This window comes from aff. Roholtiella sp. LEGE 12411, assembly GCF_015206995.1.
In the GTDB taxonomy this organism is placed as follows: domain Bacteria; phylum Cyanobacteriota; class Cyanobacteriia; order Cyanobacteriales; family Nostocaceae; genus Komarekiella.
In genome coordinates, this window is the sequence record NZ_JADEXR010000076.1 from 13,003 (window position 1) to 27,885 (window position 14,883).

Annotated in this window: 17 protein-coding genes and 2 pseudogenes; 9 read left to right on the forward strand and 10 right to left on the reverse strand. The window is 40.0% G+C overall.

From position 1 onward, the window contains the following. Positions 1 to 16: 16 nt before the first annotated feature. The 6 genes and pseudogenes from IQ246_RS17190 to IQ246_RS17210 all read right to left on the reverse strand — a co-directional run. The gene (locus IQ246_RS17190) at positions 17 to 784 is read right to left on the reverse strand and encodes an NHLP leader peptide family RiPP precursor (protein WP_194004568.1); all 768 of its coding nucleotides are present in this window, start codon (positions 782 to 784) and stop codon (positions 17 to 19) included. A gap of 58 nt (positions 785 to 842) precedes the next feature. After that, on the reverse strand, positions 843 to 1,310 hold the full coding sequence (locus IQ246_RS17195) for a lasso peptide biosynthesis B2 protein (protein ID WP_194004569.1): 468 nt from the start codon (positions 1,308 to 1,310) through the stop codon (positions 843 to 845). A 510-nt stretch (positions 1,311 to 1,820) separates the two neighbouring features. After that, complete coding sequence (locus IQ246_RS17200; RefSeq protein WP_194004570.1) at positions 1,821 to 1,997, reverse strand: hypothetical protein; 177 nt, start codon at positions 1,995 to 1,997, stop codon at positions 1,821 to 1,823. Positions 1,998 to 2,059: 62 nt separating this feature from the next. Beyond that, positions 2,060 to 2,278, reverse strand: a pseudogene (locus IQ246_RS17205) (IS4 family transposase); the annotation flags it as partial. A 173-nt stretch (positions 2,279 to 2,451) separates the two neighbouring features. Continuing rightward, positions 2,452 to 2,580 (reverse strand): hypothetical protein, encoded by a 129-nt coding sequence (locus IQ246_RS30950; RefSeq protein ID WP_255515593.1) that lies wholly within the window; start codon positions 2,578 to 2,580, stop codon positions 2,452 to 2,454. 478 nt (positions 2,581 to 3,058) lie between these two features. Continuing rightward, positions 3,059 to 3,415, reverse strand: a pseudogene (locus IQ246_RS17210) (ISLre2 family transposase); the annotation flags it as partial. 646 nt (positions 3,416 to 4,061) lie between these two features. Here IQ246_RS17210 and cysE point away from each other — a divergent pair. The 8 genes from cysE to IQ246_RS17250 all read left to right on the forward strand — a co-directional run bounded on the left by cysE (position 4,062) and on the right by IQ246_RS17250 (position 9,055). Next, positions 4,062 to 4,838 carry a serine O-acetyltransferase gene (cysE, locus tag IQ246_RS17215; RefSeq protein WP_194004571.1) on the forward strand — a complete coding sequence of 259 codons (777 nt, stop codon included), beginning with the start codon at positions 4,062 to 4,064 and terminating at the stop codon, positions 4,836 to 4,838. A 103-nt stretch (positions 4,839 to 4,941) separates the two neighbouring features. Next, positions 4,942 to 5,199 (forward strand): Asr1405/Asl0597 family protein, encoded by a 258-nt coding sequence (locus IQ246_RS17220; RefSeq protein ID WP_194004581.1) that lies wholly within the window; start codon positions 4,942 to 4,944, stop codon positions 5,197 to 5,199. A 340-nt stretch (positions 5,200 to 5,539) separates the two neighbouring features. Further along, positions 5,540 to 5,737, forward strand: a complete 198-nt coding sequence (locus tag IQ246_RS17225; RefSeq protein WP_194004572.1) for a DUF2949 domain-containing protein — start codon at positions 5,540 to 5,542, stop codon at positions 5,735 to 5,737. A 371-nt stretch (positions 5,738 to 6,108) separates the two neighbouring features. After that, the gene (gene nifV / locus IQ246_RS17230) at positions 6,109 to 7,242 is read left to right on the forward strand and encodes a homocitrate synthase (protein WP_194004573.1); all 1,134 of its coding nucleotides are present in this window, start codon (positions 6,109 to 6,111) and stop codon (positions 7,240 to 7,242) included. Further along, entirely contained in the window at positions 7,229 to 7,516 is a 288-nt protein-coding gene (locus IQ246_RS17235) for a nitrogen fixation protein NifZ (RefSeq protein ID WP_194004574.1), read from the forward strand. Before nifV ends, IQ246_RS17235 begins: the two co-directional genes overlap by 14 nt. Then, positions 7,491 to 7,694 carry a putative nitrogen fixation protein NifT gene (nifT, locus tag IQ246_RS17240; RefSeq protein ID WP_162397624.1) on the forward strand — a complete coding sequence of 68 codons (204 nt, stop codon included), beginning with the start codon at positions 7,491 to 7,493 and terminating at the stop codon, positions 7,692 to 7,694. Before IQ246_RS17235 ends, nifT begins: the two co-directional genes overlap by 26 nt. A gap of 124 nt (positions 7,695 to 7,818) precedes the next feature. After that, entirely contained in the window at positions 7,819 to 8,355 is a 537-nt protein-coding gene (locus IQ246_RS17245; protein ID WP_162397625.1) for a (2Fe-2S) ferredoxin domain-containing protein, read from the forward strand. Positions 8,356 to 8,473: 118 nt separating this feature from the next. Further along, the gene (locus tag IQ246_RS17250) at positions 8,474 to 9,055 is read left to right on the forward strand and encodes a Uma2 family endonuclease (protein ID WP_194004575.1); all 582 of its coding nucleotides are present in this window, start codon (positions 8,474 to 8,476) and stop codon (positions 9,053 to 9,055) included. Positions 9,056 to 9,108: 53 nt separating this feature from the next. Here the strand turns inward: IQ246_RS17250 and IQ246_RS17255 are convergent, their stop codons facing one another. From IQ246_RS17255 to IQ246_RS17270, 4 genes are all read right to left on the reverse strand, one after another. Beyond that, positions 9,109 to 9,357, reverse strand: coding sequence for a plasmid stability protein (locus IQ246_RS17255; RefSeq protein ID WP_194004576.1), 249 nt, complete (start codon positions 9,355 to 9,357; stop codon positions 9,109 to 9,111). A 175-nt stretch (positions 9,358 to 9,532) separates the two neighbouring features. After that, entirely contained in the window at positions 9,533 to 10,444 is a 912-nt protein-coding gene (locus IQ246_RS17260; protein WP_194004577.1) for a beta-1,6-N-acetylglucosaminyltransferase, read from the reverse strand. Positions 10,445 to 10,631: 187 nt separating this feature from the next. Next, the gene (locus IQ246_RS17265; RefSeq protein ID WP_194004578.1) at positions 10,632 to 12,020 is read right to left on the reverse strand and encodes a 1-acyl-sn-glycerol-3-phosphate acyltransferase; all 1,389 of its coding nucleotides are present in this window, start codon (positions 12,018 to 12,020) and stop codon (positions 10,632 to 10,634) included. A gap of 236 nt (positions 12,021 to 12,256) precedes the next feature. After that, positions 12,257 to 12,826, reverse strand: a complete 570-nt coding sequence (locus tag IQ246_RS17270; protein ID WP_194004579.1) for a Uma2 family endonuclease — start codon at positions 12,824 to 12,826, stop codon at positions 12,257 to 12,259. 204 nt (positions 12,827 to 13,030) lie between these two features. On the opposite strand from IQ246_RS17270, the gene IQ246_RS17275 reads away from it, so the two are divergent. Next, positions 13,031 to 14,839, forward strand: a complete 1,809-nt coding sequence (locus IQ246_RS17275; RefSeq protein WP_194004580.1) for a proline--tRNA ligase — start codon at positions 13,031 to 13,033, stop codon at positions 14,837 to 14,839. Positions 14,840 to 14,883 lie beyond the last annotated feature (44 nt).

Sequence of the window (14,883 nt, forward strand, 5' to 3'; positions counted from 1 at the left end):
CAAAAGAATTTAGATTCTAAAACAAGGTTAAAATGCAGAAAGTTCCAAAACCTGGACATGGAGGTGGAGGGGGTGGTGGTGGAAAGCAATTAGTGCCACGAATTGTATTACATAGTACATCATTACTTCCCATCGTTGGAGATCCAGAACCTACAATCATTGGCATATTAATCCTGTCAAGCTCATGGATTGTACACTCAGGGAACGTCAAGCCTTGTGGCTGTACTATAAAGAGACTGTTGACAGTTTCTGTAATTACTTGAAGTTGAATATCCTGAAGTTGTTCTTGAATCTTCCCTCCCAATTCTTCCTCAATGACCTTAACCGGATTAGTAATCAACTCCTGCTTAAACCCGTCATCTCTCCAAGCTCGTGCCATCACCGTTACACTGCTTTCCTCATCTAGCAAAGCATTTCTCTGCTGATCCAATAACCACCGAGCAACATCCTCATAAGTCATCCCCACTAAAGCTTTCAAATCCTCCTCAGAAATCCCCTCATAAGGATTGTAAGGTAACACCATATAAAGGGTATCTTCCGTTTCCTCTAGAACGTTAATCTCTAACTCCTCTGGCAGCTTAGTCCCTAACTCTTTCTCCACCACCGCCTTCGGATTAGCAATCAACTCCTGCCTAAATCCCTCATCTTTTAAAGCACGAGTAATCAAATGAATTTCCAAATCCTTCCTAGTCTTCACAGCCAGCTTTGAATCCTGCTGTAATTGATAAGACCATAAAGGCAGTAATGGTGTTATTCCTTCAGGCGTTTTGTCTTGATTATTCATGTCGCAACATCAATTGTTGTTGTTTAAATTCGTTTTTCTGTTCATAGCCTGCATTTATTCAAGTAAATAAATGCCAACTACCACTCTCATCACTTTCTACTTCTGGAATTGGTACCGAAATATAACGACCGATATTCCCTGCACCACCAATCACAACTTGTCCCTGATTTTCTACCCAAGCATGGGCTGACATCTGTCCACCCTTGTTTCTGGTAAAACCAATGCGTAGCTGAGTGGGATAACCACGCCGATCAAGTAATACTTGCGTAGCCAAAGCTTGAGGAAGACATACGGCTCGTAAGTATGGACTTGCTACTGTCACAGCCCAAGCAACTTTGTTGACAAAAGCTTCATCTACCGCCTGCAACTTAGCCCTTGGCTGTGCAATCTTCGCCAAAAGACCACGCAATTGCTGAAATGGTAGTAATTTTAACCCTACCCTGATTGTTCCGAGTAGAAGTACAGCTTTAATTAAAAGCAGGCGATCGCTTGATGTCAGACTGAAAAATTTACGCAACTGTTTCATGAATTTGTCAAAAACTATGTACGAATTTCATCAGTAGTAATTGACTAAATTCGCAGAAAATAGCTGGTTTAAATGAGTTGTTTAAGTGTTTTCCTGGGTTTGGTTGGTATTGATTATTTATGTACCACTATTCCTCTGTTACATAAACATCTTTACCAAATCTTAAACTTGTAAACTTTTGTAAACATTTATACATACCTAAAACCAACATAAATTTTAATTTAAACTTCGGCCAAATATATTTCATTGCCTGATTGAAAAACCAATACCTTGTCAAATTTAGTTGGTTAATTGCTAAAAACGCATTTGATTCTTGCTAAAAATGCAATTTATTTTTGTGCGAGAAACAATTGTGTGATATTTGATTGTGCTGAAGAATACATAAGTTAATTTTATAATTGAAGCTGAAGAAATCTCTGCACAAGCAGCAATCAAGTTCATACGAGCTTCATATAAGGTTATTAAACGTGAAAAAGCTAGTTATTACCTAGATAAGCAAGTTCACGCAAATTAACTCATACTGCTCTCAAAGCTTCTTGCTGCACCTATACCCCTACAACAGCACGCCTCACATTCGCCAGTATTGCTATCTGCCTCGAAGCGTATTTGCTTGGCTTCCGTCACCGAACCATGTCTCAACTCATGAAGTGCCTGGTGCAACCCAGTGGGGGTATGTGGATTTGTCATACTTACAAATTTTCTGACAAGCGATCGCTCATTGGTGACAAGTTAAGACTGTAAGTCTTTTGTCAAGAGGCTTTGAGAGAATTGTGGAAAAAAAACTGGTCAGACCCTCGTTGGAGATCAGGAAAAGGAGCGACAATTAACTTAACGTTTGGTTTTCGCTTCTGTTTGATAATACCTAAATCTCGATTTTGGGGGTCAGCAAAATACTTAACGGGGTCTGTTGCCTTACCTTTTTGATGAGCCATAGTAAAATGATAAAGACCGCGATAAATCATTTCTAATCAGTAAACCAAAAAGTTTTTCTCCAAAGAGCGATCGCTAAAATACTTATATGTTTTAATACTTGTTTACACAAAATTCTTTAACCAGCAGACATAGTATAAATAACGATTACTTATAGTTTGGTGATTAAGAATTTCTTGGCGCTAACCTGACGGAATATAAATCCTTTCAATTACTTGATATTTGCGCTGCAAGGCTTGAGATAAAAAGGCCAACATCTGTTTAACAGTACGTAAGCTTTATTAGCGATCGCTCTTTGGAGAAAAACTTTTTGGTTTACTGATAATGTTTTTCTAGCCATTGCAATAAGCCCTCCTCCACGACAGTCAAGTAAGTCTGTCGTCCCAAAAATTCCAACACTGTATAAGCACACCGATCTAACATTCCACAGTTACGTAAACGAGATATTCGTTTTTTAATTTGTGGCAGTTGATGATGTGCTTCTGGCGAGTCAATTTTGTTGAGGTTTTACGGTTTCACGTTGAGCGTAGCATCATGAACATCAACGGGAGCAACGCGATTTTGTGAGGTCGGATCAAAAACCAGCGATGCCTTCGGCGGGCTGCGCCTACGCTAAAACTTACATTTGTGTATAAAGTAATTTTATTTGCAATTAACATACGTAATTACACGGTAAATTATCTTGATGAGATATCCCAAAAAGATTGCTAGTAAGTTATTTGACGATTATTTCCAAATATATCTGCAATAAGTCTTTAAGACTTAATATCAATTATGGCAGTAAATAAATTAAATGCCGAATTGAAGTATAAAATTTATCAGCCACTTTGGGGTTTGATAAACGAATTAAAGATAGAGTCAGAAAAATTATCCCAACTTTTAGCTATCCATTGACAACGGAGGTGCAACATAATTCCTGCGTTATCTTGAAGCCAAAATTTACTATTACCTTTCATACGTAAATTAACAACTTGACGAATTAAACTTTCAACAGCACCACTACCAAGAGGAAGTTTTTTGGTTGCAACTTCATTATATTTTAAAAGCCTCCGTCGGTAAGCTTTTAAAATATAGTTTCGCTCTCGTACCAAAATTTTAAGACGCTCTCCACTTGCCCCGGAGATAAATTCATCCATGTTTCTGATTAAATTTAGTATTTGACCTTTCTTTAAAGTTGCGATCGCAACTCCAACACATCAATAGAATAAAACATTTACTATGGGATTGCTATTTCATTTTTGAAAGAACTGCGTACACCTCTAACTCCCTTTTTCCCATTCCCTATCCCCTATCCCCCATTCGGTGTCTCTACAAGTCAGTTCACGAATCAAATCGGATTACTATATGAGCTATAACTATATTTAGAAACGTATATATACATACAGACAGCAAATCATAAAAGAAAATAAAGAAACTTGTTTTTTGTCTAACCAAATAATAAGATAATAATAGTAATACGATATACAGAATATTGATTTTTAGTTTCATCTACCTCATATTTGAGTGCATCTGAGTACAGCTTAATATATTGCAAAACATCTTGTTTAAATGTTTTCAAAGTCTTACAGGTAAAGTTTCTTGTAGCGAGTACAGAAATTCTTAAACCCTACCCCAGAAATACTAGTACCCCCATCGTTAAACACTAGCACCCCTACCCCAAGACAAATTTTAAATTTATCTTAAGTCGGGGTTTGGGCGTTTGAGTACAACCTTAATCAATTCAATAAATCCAATCGACATTGGGTTTGCTGTCTAGTTAGAAGTCGCCTGATATAAGCATAAAAATAGCAGATGGCTCTTTTAAGCAGATAGACAGTACCGATGCAACAGTCCTTTGACAGTATCAGCGATCGCCAGACCATCAAAACGCAGGATTCTGCAAATACATCCCTGGTAAAAAATCTACTCTCTGGCGTTTTTTTTGAGCCATTATTGAGTGATTTTCGCATTATTTTTGAGCGCGATCCAGCAGCACGTAATTGGCTAGAAGTCGTGTTTTGCTACCCTGGATTGCACGCATTATGTTTGCATCGTCTCGCTCACTGGTTACACCGTCGTAGAGTAGGTTTCATCCCTCGCTTAATTTCTCATATTGGGCGATTTTTGACGGGAATTGAAATTCACCCAGGTGCAGAGATTGGTAAGGCTGTGTTTATCGACCACGGGATGGGCGTTGTCATTGGCGAAACTGCGATTGTGGGAGACTATACACTGATTTACCAAGGCGTCACCCTTGGCGGGACTGGGAAAGAAAGCGGTAAGCGTCATCCCACTGTGGGCAAAAACGTTGTGGTGGGCGCGGGTGCGAAGGTTTTAGGAAATATCCTAATTGGCGATCGCGTCCGTGTTGGCGCAGGCTCAGTTGTTTTGCGCGATGTCCCTAGCGATCGCACCGTTGTAGGGGTTCCAGGTCGGATCATTTCTCCCAAGGAAAGCGCCAGCCTCTGTCCCCTGGAACACGGAAAGCTACCTGATGTAGAAGCAACTGTGATTAGCTCGTTGCTCTGGCGCATTGAGCAACTAGAACAACAACTACAAACCTTAAGAATCAAGAGTCAAGAGGAGCCAGTCACGTGCGGGGGTTCCCCCGTTGAGTGAACTGGCGTTCAAAAGTCAAAAGTCAAAATTAATTATTCTGGACTTTTGTCCCTGGACTTTGGGAGGCGCTGAACCAAGAATTTTTGACAAAGGACAAATGATTATGTTATTACCTTGTAGTTCTGACGCCTCAAACGAGCAAATTTTGCAGATTCCTTTGAGCGATCGCTGGAGAATATATCACCGTTTGCAAGAGTTAATGATTAAAAGTTCCTGTCACCCCGATGGTTCTTTGCGAGTACAAGTAAATAATTCGCTAGAAGCAATTCTGATACGCAGCACAGTTATGCAATTTCTTGCTTCTCGCCACGAATTAGTGGGCTGGCTAGAGCGGTGCTGGAATTACAGTGATGAGTGTTGAGCCAAAAGTCATCAACCGAGTTCACAACCAACAAATGAAGCTGATTTTATACACAGCAGTCCATCAACTTTGGATACCACAAAGCAAATAAATACTAATTACCCATTCACATTTTAAAGAATGCATGAACCTCCAATAAATTTAGAAGTTGAAGTTACTGTCTTTTAGCAGGTTTTGTTGCAGACTAAATGAGGTTAGCGTAACTTTGGATTTTGTCCAGTCTACTAAATCTGAAATTATCCTGACATATCCCGGCAATTAAAAAGGCGAAATTACCAAGTAAGACTTGGAATTTAAAATCTTTAATTATTACCTAGTTCAAGAATTAGAATGTCCGATTATGGCAACTCGTAACAGCGATATAAAATTCATTAATTTTTTGCATAATGAACTCGAACTTTCAAAAGCTGATATTGCTGTCGCTCTACGACATCGTGAATTTAATAATGGGCCGTTACCGATGCTTCTTTGGCAGTATGGTCTAGTTAACTTAGATCAACTAGAACGAATTTTTGATTGGTTAGCCGAACAAGCTTAGCTAATTTGCACCCTTTAGCTTTGAGTGCATTTGCCTGGTTACACTACACACCAATTATCTAGAAAATATGAGGTTACAACAATGATTTCTACTTTAATTGCTGGATTTGGTCTTTTGCTTTGTTCCGGATTTCTTAATAGCTATATCAGCTGCTTGCTACTCGAACAAATTTCAACTGACAACAGTAAAAAGAATTCGTAAATTATACCAGGTTTTGGTTCCTTGTCATACAGATGTCGTATTCCTAATTGGATAATAATTAAGAATGAAAAATACTGCATTATGAGTTGTAATATTTTTAGCATTTACCATCATTAGGAATTGTACAGAGAAAAGATATTAAGAAACATTCCGAGAGAGGGAAGTTTGCAATGAATCAAATCATAATTAATGACACTACATTACGTGATGGCGAACAAGCAGCAGGTGTTGCCTTTAACTTAGATGAGAAAGTAGCGATCGCTAAGTTTCTCGACGCCATAGGTATTCCCGAATTAGAAGTCGGTATTCCAGCAATGGGTCAGGAAGAAATCCGCGCCATCTCTGCAATTTCTGACTTAGGTTTGCAAGCCAAACTCCTAGGCTGGAACCGCGCTGTCATATCAGATATTAAAGCTTCTGTAGCCTGCGGTCTGAACCGAGTGCATATTGCTATTCCCGTCTCTGGTATCCAAATCGCCGCCAAATTTCACGGTCAGTGGCGGGTAAGTTTGCAAAAGCTTAAAGACTGTATCAGCTTCGCCGTCGATAAAGGTCTTTGGGTAGCAGTAGGGGGAGAAGATTCCTCAAGAGCTGATGAAAACTTCCTTTTAGATGTAGCACTTTCTGCCCAAGAATGGGGTGCATCACGGTTTCGCTTCTGCGACACTGTAGGAGTTCTCGATCCCTTCACCACCTACACAAAAGTCAAACGACTCGTATCAGCTTTATTGATACCCTTAGAAATTCACACCCATAATGATTTTGGTCTAGCAACCGCCAATGCACTGGCTGGTATTAAAGCTGGAGCCTCATCTGTTAATACCACAGTTAACGGGTTGGGCGAAAGAGCTGGCAATGCAGCTTTAGAAGAAGTTGTCATGGCTATCAAACGCATCTATGGCGTCGATTTGGGTATTGACACTCCCAGTTTGCTGCAATTATCTCAACTAGTGGCTTCAGCATCCGGTGCTGACGTACCCCCTTGGAAAGCGATCGTTGGTGAAAATACCTTTGCTCACGAGTCTGGTATTCATGCTCACGGCGTAATGCAAAACCCCATCACCTACGAACCATTTGCACCGGAAGAAGTAGGTTGGGAACGGCGTTTAGTAGTGGGTAAACATTCTGGTCGGCATTTAGTGTCTAGTTTGCTACAACAGCATGGTATTTTCTTGAACCCACAAGAAACCCAATCGGTCTTAGACGCAGTGCGCCATCAATCGGTACAGAAAAAACGCAGCTTAACTACAGAAGAACTTTTGAATTTGGTACGAGAACAGAGGTATTCTCATGCAACGCGATGAATTAGAGCTTAACTTACCACCCGCTTTTGAAATTGGTGAAAAAGTCAGAGTTCGCAAACTGCTCAAAAACGATGGGACGTTTCCTGGTAAAGAAGTCGGACAAGTTTTAGTGAACAAGGGAGATATCGGCTACATAGCAAGTATCGGCACATATTTGCAGACTTCCTATATTTATGCTGTGCATTTCTTGGAAACAGGGTTCGTCGTCGGCTGCAAGAAAAAAGAACTAGAATCTGTTGAGGAATCTCATGAAAGTAATGTTACGGATGAATGATGCCGGCAATTTGGTTGTCTATGTTGCTAAAAAAGACTTAGAAGAAGAAGTAGTCAAACAAACAGAAGGAAATGAGGGTAAAATTCTCACTTTAGCAAATGGCTGGGAATTGGAATTTCGTGATTTACCAGATGCTGCAAATTTACCTCAAACTGTAGAAGCTAAACGCCTGGCATAAAATCCTAAAACGACAGTCAAGAGAGAAGGTAAAAGAGAAAAAACAGATTTTTCCTTCTTTCTTGGGATGAGCAAAATTACCCCATCAAATTGGGGTTTATTATTTTATATTTTGAGTGACGAACATGGGTGACAAATATCTGACTTTATCGGAATTGAATGTTGAGGGACAGTTATTAGGTTTTGTTGGTGATGAACCAGGAAAATATAAATACTTGCAATTAGCAGTTCCATCTGGAAGTGTGCAAGTGAAACTTCCTAAAGAGTTACGCCGTTCTTTGACATCGTTAGTACCTGGTGAGCAAATTCGCGTTTGTGGTCATAGTAAATTAAATCCACACACAGGTAAAATTAAACTCAAAGCTTATCGGGTAACATCAATGGGTGTTTGCCCAATTCCAGATTTGCCACCTCAACCCAAAGCCAGAATTATGGTGTGTCAAAAGTCTGGTTGTATGAAGCGTGGCGGCAAAGGGTTATTATCAGAATTGGAAAAAACCTTGTGCGATCGCGGTTTGTTAGATAAAGTCAAAATTGAACACACCGGCTGCCAAAAATGCTGTGGTAGCGCACCCAATTGTGTTTTACAGCTTGGTAAAAAGAAATACAAAAATATTCATCCAGACGCGATCGCATCTTTGCTAGAAAATCACTTCACTTAAGTTGCAAAAATATTTGTAAGTTAATTTTACAGGTGGAAGGGGTTCGCTCCTATTCCACCTATTTATTTTTAGTGTAAAAGGATAAAATGCAAGTAACTCTGCATGTCCCGTATTTGTTATGAGCCTAACCACTGCTAAACGCTTTACAGTAGCTGAATATCACCGGATGGCAGAACTCGGCTTCTTTAAGGAGGATGACCGAGTTGAGCTAATTAAGGGTGAAATTTTCTATATGGCAGCAAAAGGTACACCACATTCAGTTTGTGAAACACTTCTGTTTAGGGCGTTAATCCAACTTTTGGTAGAGCGCGCCTTAGTGCGAGGGCAACAACCAATTATTATCCCTGAGTACAGTGAACCTGAACCAGATTTAGCCATAGTTCGTAATGTCGATGATGACTACCTTTCTGCTCATCCCAGCCCATCTGACATATTACTTTTAATTGAGATTGCTGATTCCTCCTTGAAATATGACCAAGAGGTAAAATTACTGCTTTATGCAGAAGCGAATATCTCTAATTATTGGATATTTAATTTAGTAGATAATTCTTTGGAATGCTACAGCGAGCCTTATCAATATTTGCAGGGTAAATTTGGTTATCGCCGCAAGTTAATTTATCTGCCAAATGAATCAGTTAATCTGCCATCTTTTCCTGATTTAGTTCTGGATTTATCTAAAGTTTTTCCAGTTAATTTATAAAAGGCTATGTTTAAGCTTCATTAATTCTGACAACACATTTGTATCAAGAATAATCATTCTTCAAATGTTGATATGGTGCGAATAGGTTCTCTAGGAATTTCTGGTAATTCAAAGTCCCCCAAATTTGCAAAACGCTGCTCAATCATATTAGCTAAGTTTAAGGGCTGTTCGTGATTTTCTATTAAAGCCATACGAAGAATTTCTTTGGCTTCTTCTTCGAGGGAACGACCATGTTTTTCGGCTCGTTTTTTTAAACGAGATTTAATATCATCATCAAGATTAGACATAGTAATATTATTCATAATCAATCGATAGCATTTTTATGTCAAACCTATTATAGCGAGTGTACTTGCTATAATTATTTTTTATATTAAAAAACTTGAGTATTATTGCTAGTTTACCTCTGATATTTATACTGGTACTTTCTTAAATGTGAAGTTGGAAATATTGAGACAATAGTTCTAATGCTTAATTGCATTACCCTTTAGGATTTCTCATCCAACTATCAATAAAATTGGTAAGTTCTGAACTTTCATCTTTAAACTTTCTTGCAAACAGCAATTCGCCACTTCCATAAATGTTATGTTCCATAATTTTATCCATTTTTTTCAGAGTCTGTAGCTGTTCCATATTGATCAATTCTGGATGTTCAACACCTTGCCATTGAGTAAATGTCAAATTTTTCGCAACTTTTTCTCGAAATCTTGAGTTACCTATAATTGTCTGAAAAAATATTTCATCAGGTGTCAATGTGTTTTGGAAAAACTTTACTATTTTAGGATTGGTTTCGACGAACGATAAGATGTAGTGACATGCATCTGCTGACAAGGCCCACCATTGACTTCCTCCATAAGGCTTGAGATTTCCCAGACCTTTTTTGTAGTCTCGTTTCCAAGGTAGAACTTTGTTGATTACAGCCGAGAATATTCGCATTACTATACGGTAAAAGCCGTTATTATCAAGTGTCTGTGGTTGGTACTTGTAAAGTCTATCTAAAAGCTTACTTACTTCTTGATTGGGCATTTCAACTAAATTGATAAACTCTGTCCCAGCCCTTTGAGCAAAATAGTCATTTATATAACTTGCGCTCTTTAAAGGATAATCACTTCCACTAATTAGAATTAGATAATCAAATTTATGTTGACTATTTAACGCTTCTCGGATCAAATTTATAGTAGCTTTTATTGTAGAAAATTCACCCCAATAAACAGATACTCTGTCTTGAATAAACGCAACATTTTGATGATTAATCTTTTCTTTAAAAAGCGAGTTGTTACTCTTGGCATCTATATGTATGAAGAACTGAACATTAGGGCTATTAAGAGCATCAATTAACTTGCACAAGTGATTGGGAGTATTATGTGCCAATACCAAGTAAGCTAAATTCATGACATCTCCTCATAGATGACTTCTTATTGAAGCATCCACAGAAGTATGCAGTCATCACACTGAGGTTATAAATAAAAGTTGTATTGGGAACATTATGTGGTGTTACGAATACTAAAATATGTTAAATTTCTGATTTTTCTTCAATGCAAAGCGCTATGAATGGTGAGAGCGAACCTCACCATCCTAATTAAATCAAAGCTTTCAACGCCTGCTGCAAATCATTAGTCACCTCAGCAACAGCTTGCTTTGCACTCAAGCGATTTTCTTTATATGCAGGATAACGCTCAGAAATAGATATGGGTTTACCGACAGTTATTTTTACCTGTTGTTCACCCAACTGTGGACGCTGAAAAGCTCTGTTACCCTTAATGCGAGTAATCATCTGCCATAAAATTAAAGTTGTCTCAGCAAACCTTTCTACTGTGGGTTTTTCACGGATGTAGTTGCCAGAAACTGCGACAAAACTTTCTACTAAGCGCATGTGCCACATCTGTGCATTTGCCTCTTCAGCAATGCGATCGCCTAGAGCACGCTCTATAAAAGATAATGCTTTTATATCCTTAAATTCTTCTCTAAATATATAATTCCAACCAGCTTGCTCTACCCGCCGACAGCGGTCATTTAAATTGCCTCTTGGCTGCAAATCAAAATATTGCTCTGATATTAATAGCGCCGCATTCAACAAAGCTTGCAAACGATGTGATAGTGCTTCATTTCTATCTTGGATTTCCCCAGATACAATCTTGGCATCTGGCAGTTTTTGATGATAAAACCGCGTGTAAAATTGTTCCATCAACGCCAATAAATGTTCTGCCAAAGTTAATAATCTGGGATAAAGCGACTCCACAGAAGCAATATTGGTTGGTTCACCTGGATTCACAGATAAACCACTAGCCGCTTCCAATTCACTTAAAAGCTGAGCGATCGCTTCCCAAGGAGCATCAACGTAACTATACTTAATTCCAACTGGTACAATTAAAACCTGTTCAGCGCGTCCAGCTTTGTGCAAGTCTTCAGCACACCAAAAGCTTAATTGGGCGATACCAGGTTCCAGGGGGCTGATAATCTCCGATAAACCATTAGTAGCACCTTCTGGCGCAGCAGCCATCGGGAATTTGCCGTTGGCAAACAAATCACGCGCTGAACGTAACCCCGTCCAGTCAGCCTTACCCCGCTGAATTGGTGTACCACCCAAACGAGAAGCAATCCAACCAACATGGGAACCTGCCCATAGAGGAATACCGCGATCGTAGATAAAATGAGCATGAATCGGAAGTTGTAGCGGTGTGCCCTGTGGTGCTACCTTTGGCACGAGTTGAGAAAACAAATAGCTCAAACAAAATGGATCGTCAGTATTGGGATGGCGAAATGCCAGCATAAAACGGATCTTACCCTCCTGAAACTGGCGATAGAGATCCACCAAAACTTCTACGTTATCTGCTTCAATTTGGGTAATAGCTGTTTGCCAGCTTATCCAACTGGGTAACAACAGATGGACGACTCTTAATACCCACGGGTTAAACGCCGGAGGAATAAATTCTAAGGGTGCTTGTGCTTGATAAATTACATCTGCCAAGGTAGTTTTCTCCTAAAGATGCCCTGATTCTAATCGCCTGGGGTTATTTCTTTTAAGATATCCTAATGGCTGTAAGATGCACGCGAACGGCAAGGCTGCTCTACGAAAGGCTACGCCAACGCACTAAAATTTATTGGTTGAGATGATAATTTTTCGATCACCAACTTCCCCAAATTTCTCGGTCATGCTGTTGACCTCTAGATAGCATAGTGGAGGTTTAGCAGCACTTGCAAATCTTAATAACAAGATAGACTCAACCTAAATCCTGGCAATACATCTTCACCCGATAATTGTGTGGGTAGATTTCGCACTTCTACATCTTGTTTTTGGCGATAAATTTCTACTTGCTGCTGCTGGGGGTTAATTAACCATGCCAACTGTACCCCTGCATCCATATATTCCTGCATTTTGGAACGCAACATTTCCAAATCATCTGTTGCTGACCTTAATTCAATGACAAAATCGGGTGCAATGGGGGGAAATTTGCGTCTTTGTTTAGGTGTAAGTACTTCCCAACGTTCTCGTTGAATCCAAGCAGCATCTGGGGAACGATCGCCACCATTGGGTAATTTGAATATAGTAGAAGAACTGAAAGTGTAACCTAGACCAGTTTGCCGATTCCAGATTCCTAAATCAATAATTAAATCTGCTTCTCGATTCCCGCTTTCACCTCCAACGGGGGACATGATGATTAATTCTCCCTTGGTGGTGCGTTCAAACTTCAATTCGCGGTTATTTTGACATAAATGATAAAATTGTTCGTCGCTCAGGTGAACGGTGTCTAGTTTTAATGTCAAAGGACTCATAACCTAGACCTAGATTAAATAGTTAAAAAATTATATCATGCTATGTCTTAACGGCTGTATGATGCCGATCGCGCTTGCCCTGGGCGCACCAAAAACTAGGATACCTTCTTAGTCCACGCAGGCAAACGAGAGTTTGTGTGGCTGCGATTTCTAATCGCCAGGTGGTTTATAAACAAATTAGCAATCAAAAAAAGGGAATAAACGATGCGACTGTCACAAATGTTATTCGTTACACTGCGGGATGATCCAGCTGATGCTGAGATTCCTAGCCATAAATTATTACTCCGTGCAGGTTATATTCGTCGCATCGGTAGCGGTATTTATGCTTATCTACCATTGATGTGGCGAGTACTGCAAAAAGTTTCCCAAATTGTGCGGGAAGAAATGAACGCTACAGGCGCACAAGAATGTCTTTTACCGCAATTACAACCCGCTGACTTATGGAAAGAATCAGGACGCTGGGACACTTACACCAAAGCTGAAGGGATTATGTTTTCCCTAATTGATCGCCGCGAGCAACAATTAGGATTAGGCCCAACTCATGAAGAAGTGATCACAGCGATCGCTCGTGATATGATTCGCTCTTATCGCCAGCTACCGTTACATCTCTACCAAATTCAAACCAAATTCCGCGATGAAATTCGTCCCCGCTTTGGTTTGATGCGCGGCAGAGAATTTATCATGAAGGACGGCTACTCTTTTCATGCCGATGAAGCTAGCCTTAAAGAAACTTACCAAGATATGTACAAAGCCTACAGCAATATGCTGCGGCGTTCTGGTTTAGCTTTTCGAGCAGTAGAAGCTGATTCTGGTGCAATTGGTGGTTCTGGTTCTACAGAATTTATGGTGTTAGCGGAAGCTGGTGAAGATGAGGTTCTGTTCACTGAAGATGGCAAATACGCTGCCAATGTGGAAAAAGCAGTTTCGTTACCAGCTAATGCCGAACCCTCACGGTTTACAACCTACGAGAAACGCGATACACCTAAATCAGAGACGATTGAAAAGGTGTGTCAATTCCTCAACTGTTCTCCCACCCAAGTGGTGAAAAACGTTCTTTACCAGACAGTTTATGACAACGGTATGACGGTGTTGGTTCTGGTGAGTATCCGAGGCGATCAAGAAGTTAATGAAGTCAAATTACAGAATGAGTTGACCAAACTAGCTTCTAATTATGCTGCTAAAACTATCATTAGTTTGAATGTACCAAATGCGGAAGCGCAGCAAACATGGACAGCTAAATCTCTACCATTAGGCTATATTGCGCCTGATATCCCAGATGAATATATAACTAGCGACAAGCAAATCCATCCTCAGTTTGTGCGCTTGGTGGATCAAACAGTCGTTGATTTAAAAAATTTCGTCACAGGCGCGAATGAAACTGGGTATCACGTCGTGGGTGCTAATTGGAGTGAGCAGTTTAAAGTACAATCTACCTTAGTAGATATACGTAAAGCAAGACCAGGCGATCGCGCCATCCACAACCCAGAACAAACCTTACAAAGCGCTCGGGGAATTGAAGCGGGTCACATTTTCCAACTAGGCACTAAGTATTCCCAAGCCATGGGTGCAAATTATACTAATGAGCAGGGTGAAGAAAAGCCGCTATTCATGGGTTGTTTCGGTGTGGGTGTGTCACGACTGGCACAAGCTGCTGTGGAGCAATCTTACGATAAAGATGGAATTATTTGGGCGGTAGCGATCGCTCCGTATCATGCAATAGTTACAATTCCCAACATTAATGATGCTCAACAAGTCGCAACAGCGGAAAAACTTTACGCAGAACTTAATCAAGCGGGAATTGAAACCCTACTTGATGACCGGGATGAACGAGCTGGAGTGAAATTCAAAGATGCCGACTTAATTGGTATACCTTACAGGATTGTAACCGGGCGAGCGATCGCTAATGGCAAAGTCGAAGTTGTAGAAAGAGCAACTCGTAAATCTCAAGAAATTGTCATTGACGAAGTTACAACTACACTTAAACAGTGGATTACCTCAGCAATAGAGGAATAGGCATGGGGCATTGGGCATTGGGCATGGGGCATGGGGCATGGGGC

What these genes read in the sequence shown, in the direction of transcription:
- cysE (WP_194004571.1), top strand. Translation starts at nt 4,062, where the DNA reads ATGCAACAGTCCTTTGACAGTATCAGCGATCGCCAGACCATCAAAACG.
- IQ246_RS17195 (WP_194004569.1), bottom strand. Translation starts at nt 1,310, where the DNA reads ATGAAACAGTTGCGTAAATTTTTCAGTCTGACATCAAGCGATCGCCTG.
- IQ246_RS17200 (WP_194004570.1), bottom strand. Translation starts at nt 1,997, where the DNA reads ATGACAAATCCACATACCCCCACTGGGTTGCACCAGGCACTTCATGAG.
- IQ246_RS17235 (WP_194004574.1), top strand. Translation starts at nt 7,229, where the DNA reads ATGCAACGCGATGAATTAGAGCTTAACTTACCACCCGCTTTTGAAATT.
- IQ246_RS30950 (WP_255515593.1), bottom strand. Translation starts at nt 2,580, where the DNA reads ATGGCTAGAAAAACATTATCAGTAAACCAAAAAGTTTTTCTCCAAAGA.
- IQ246_RS17255 (WP_194004576.1), bottom strand. Translation starts at nt 9,357, where the DNA reads ATGAATAATATTACTATGTCTAATCTTGATGATGATATTAAATCTCGT.
- IQ246_RS17245 (WP_162397625.1), top strand. Translation starts at nt 7,819, where the DNA reads ATGGGTGACAAATATCTGACTTTATCGGAATTGAATGTTGAGGGACAG.
- nifT (WP_162397624.1), top strand. Translation starts at nt 7,491, where the DNA reads ATGAAAGTAATGTTACGGATGAATGATGCCGGCAATTTGGTTGTCTAT.
- IQ246_RS17250 (WP_194004575.1), top strand. Translation starts at nt 8,474, where the DNA reads ATGAGCCTAACCACTGCTAAACGCTTTACAGTAGCTGAATATCACCGG.
- IQ246_RS17275 (WP_194004580.1), top strand. Translation starts at nt 13,031, where the DNA reads ATGCGACTGTCACAAATGTTATTCGTTACACTGCGGGATGATCCAGCT.
- IQ246_RS17190 (WP_194004568.1), bottom strand. Translation starts at nt 784, where the DNA reads ATGAATAATCAAGACAAAACGCCTGAAGGAATAACACCATTACTGCCT.
- IQ246_RS17225 (WP_194004572.1), top strand. Translation starts at nt 5,540, where the DNA reads ATGGCAACTCGTAACAGCGATATAAAATTCATTAATTTTTTGCATAAT.
- IQ246_RS17260 (WP_194004577.1), bottom strand. Translation starts at nt 10,444, where the DNA reads ATGAATTTAGCTTACTTGGTATTGGCACATAATACTCCCAATCACTTG.
- nifV (WP_194004573.1), top strand. Translation starts at nt 6,109, where the DNA reads ATGAATCAAATCATAATTAATGACACTACATTACGTGATGGCGAACAA.
- IQ246_RS17220 (WP_194004581.1), top strand. Translation starts at nt 4,942, where the DNA reads ATGTTATTACCTTGTAGTTCTGACGCCTCAAACGAGCAAATTTTGCAG.
- IQ246_RS17270 (WP_194004579.1), bottom strand. Translation starts at nt 12,826, where the DNA reads ATGAGTCCTTTGACATTAAAACTAGACACCGTTCACCTGAGCGACGAA.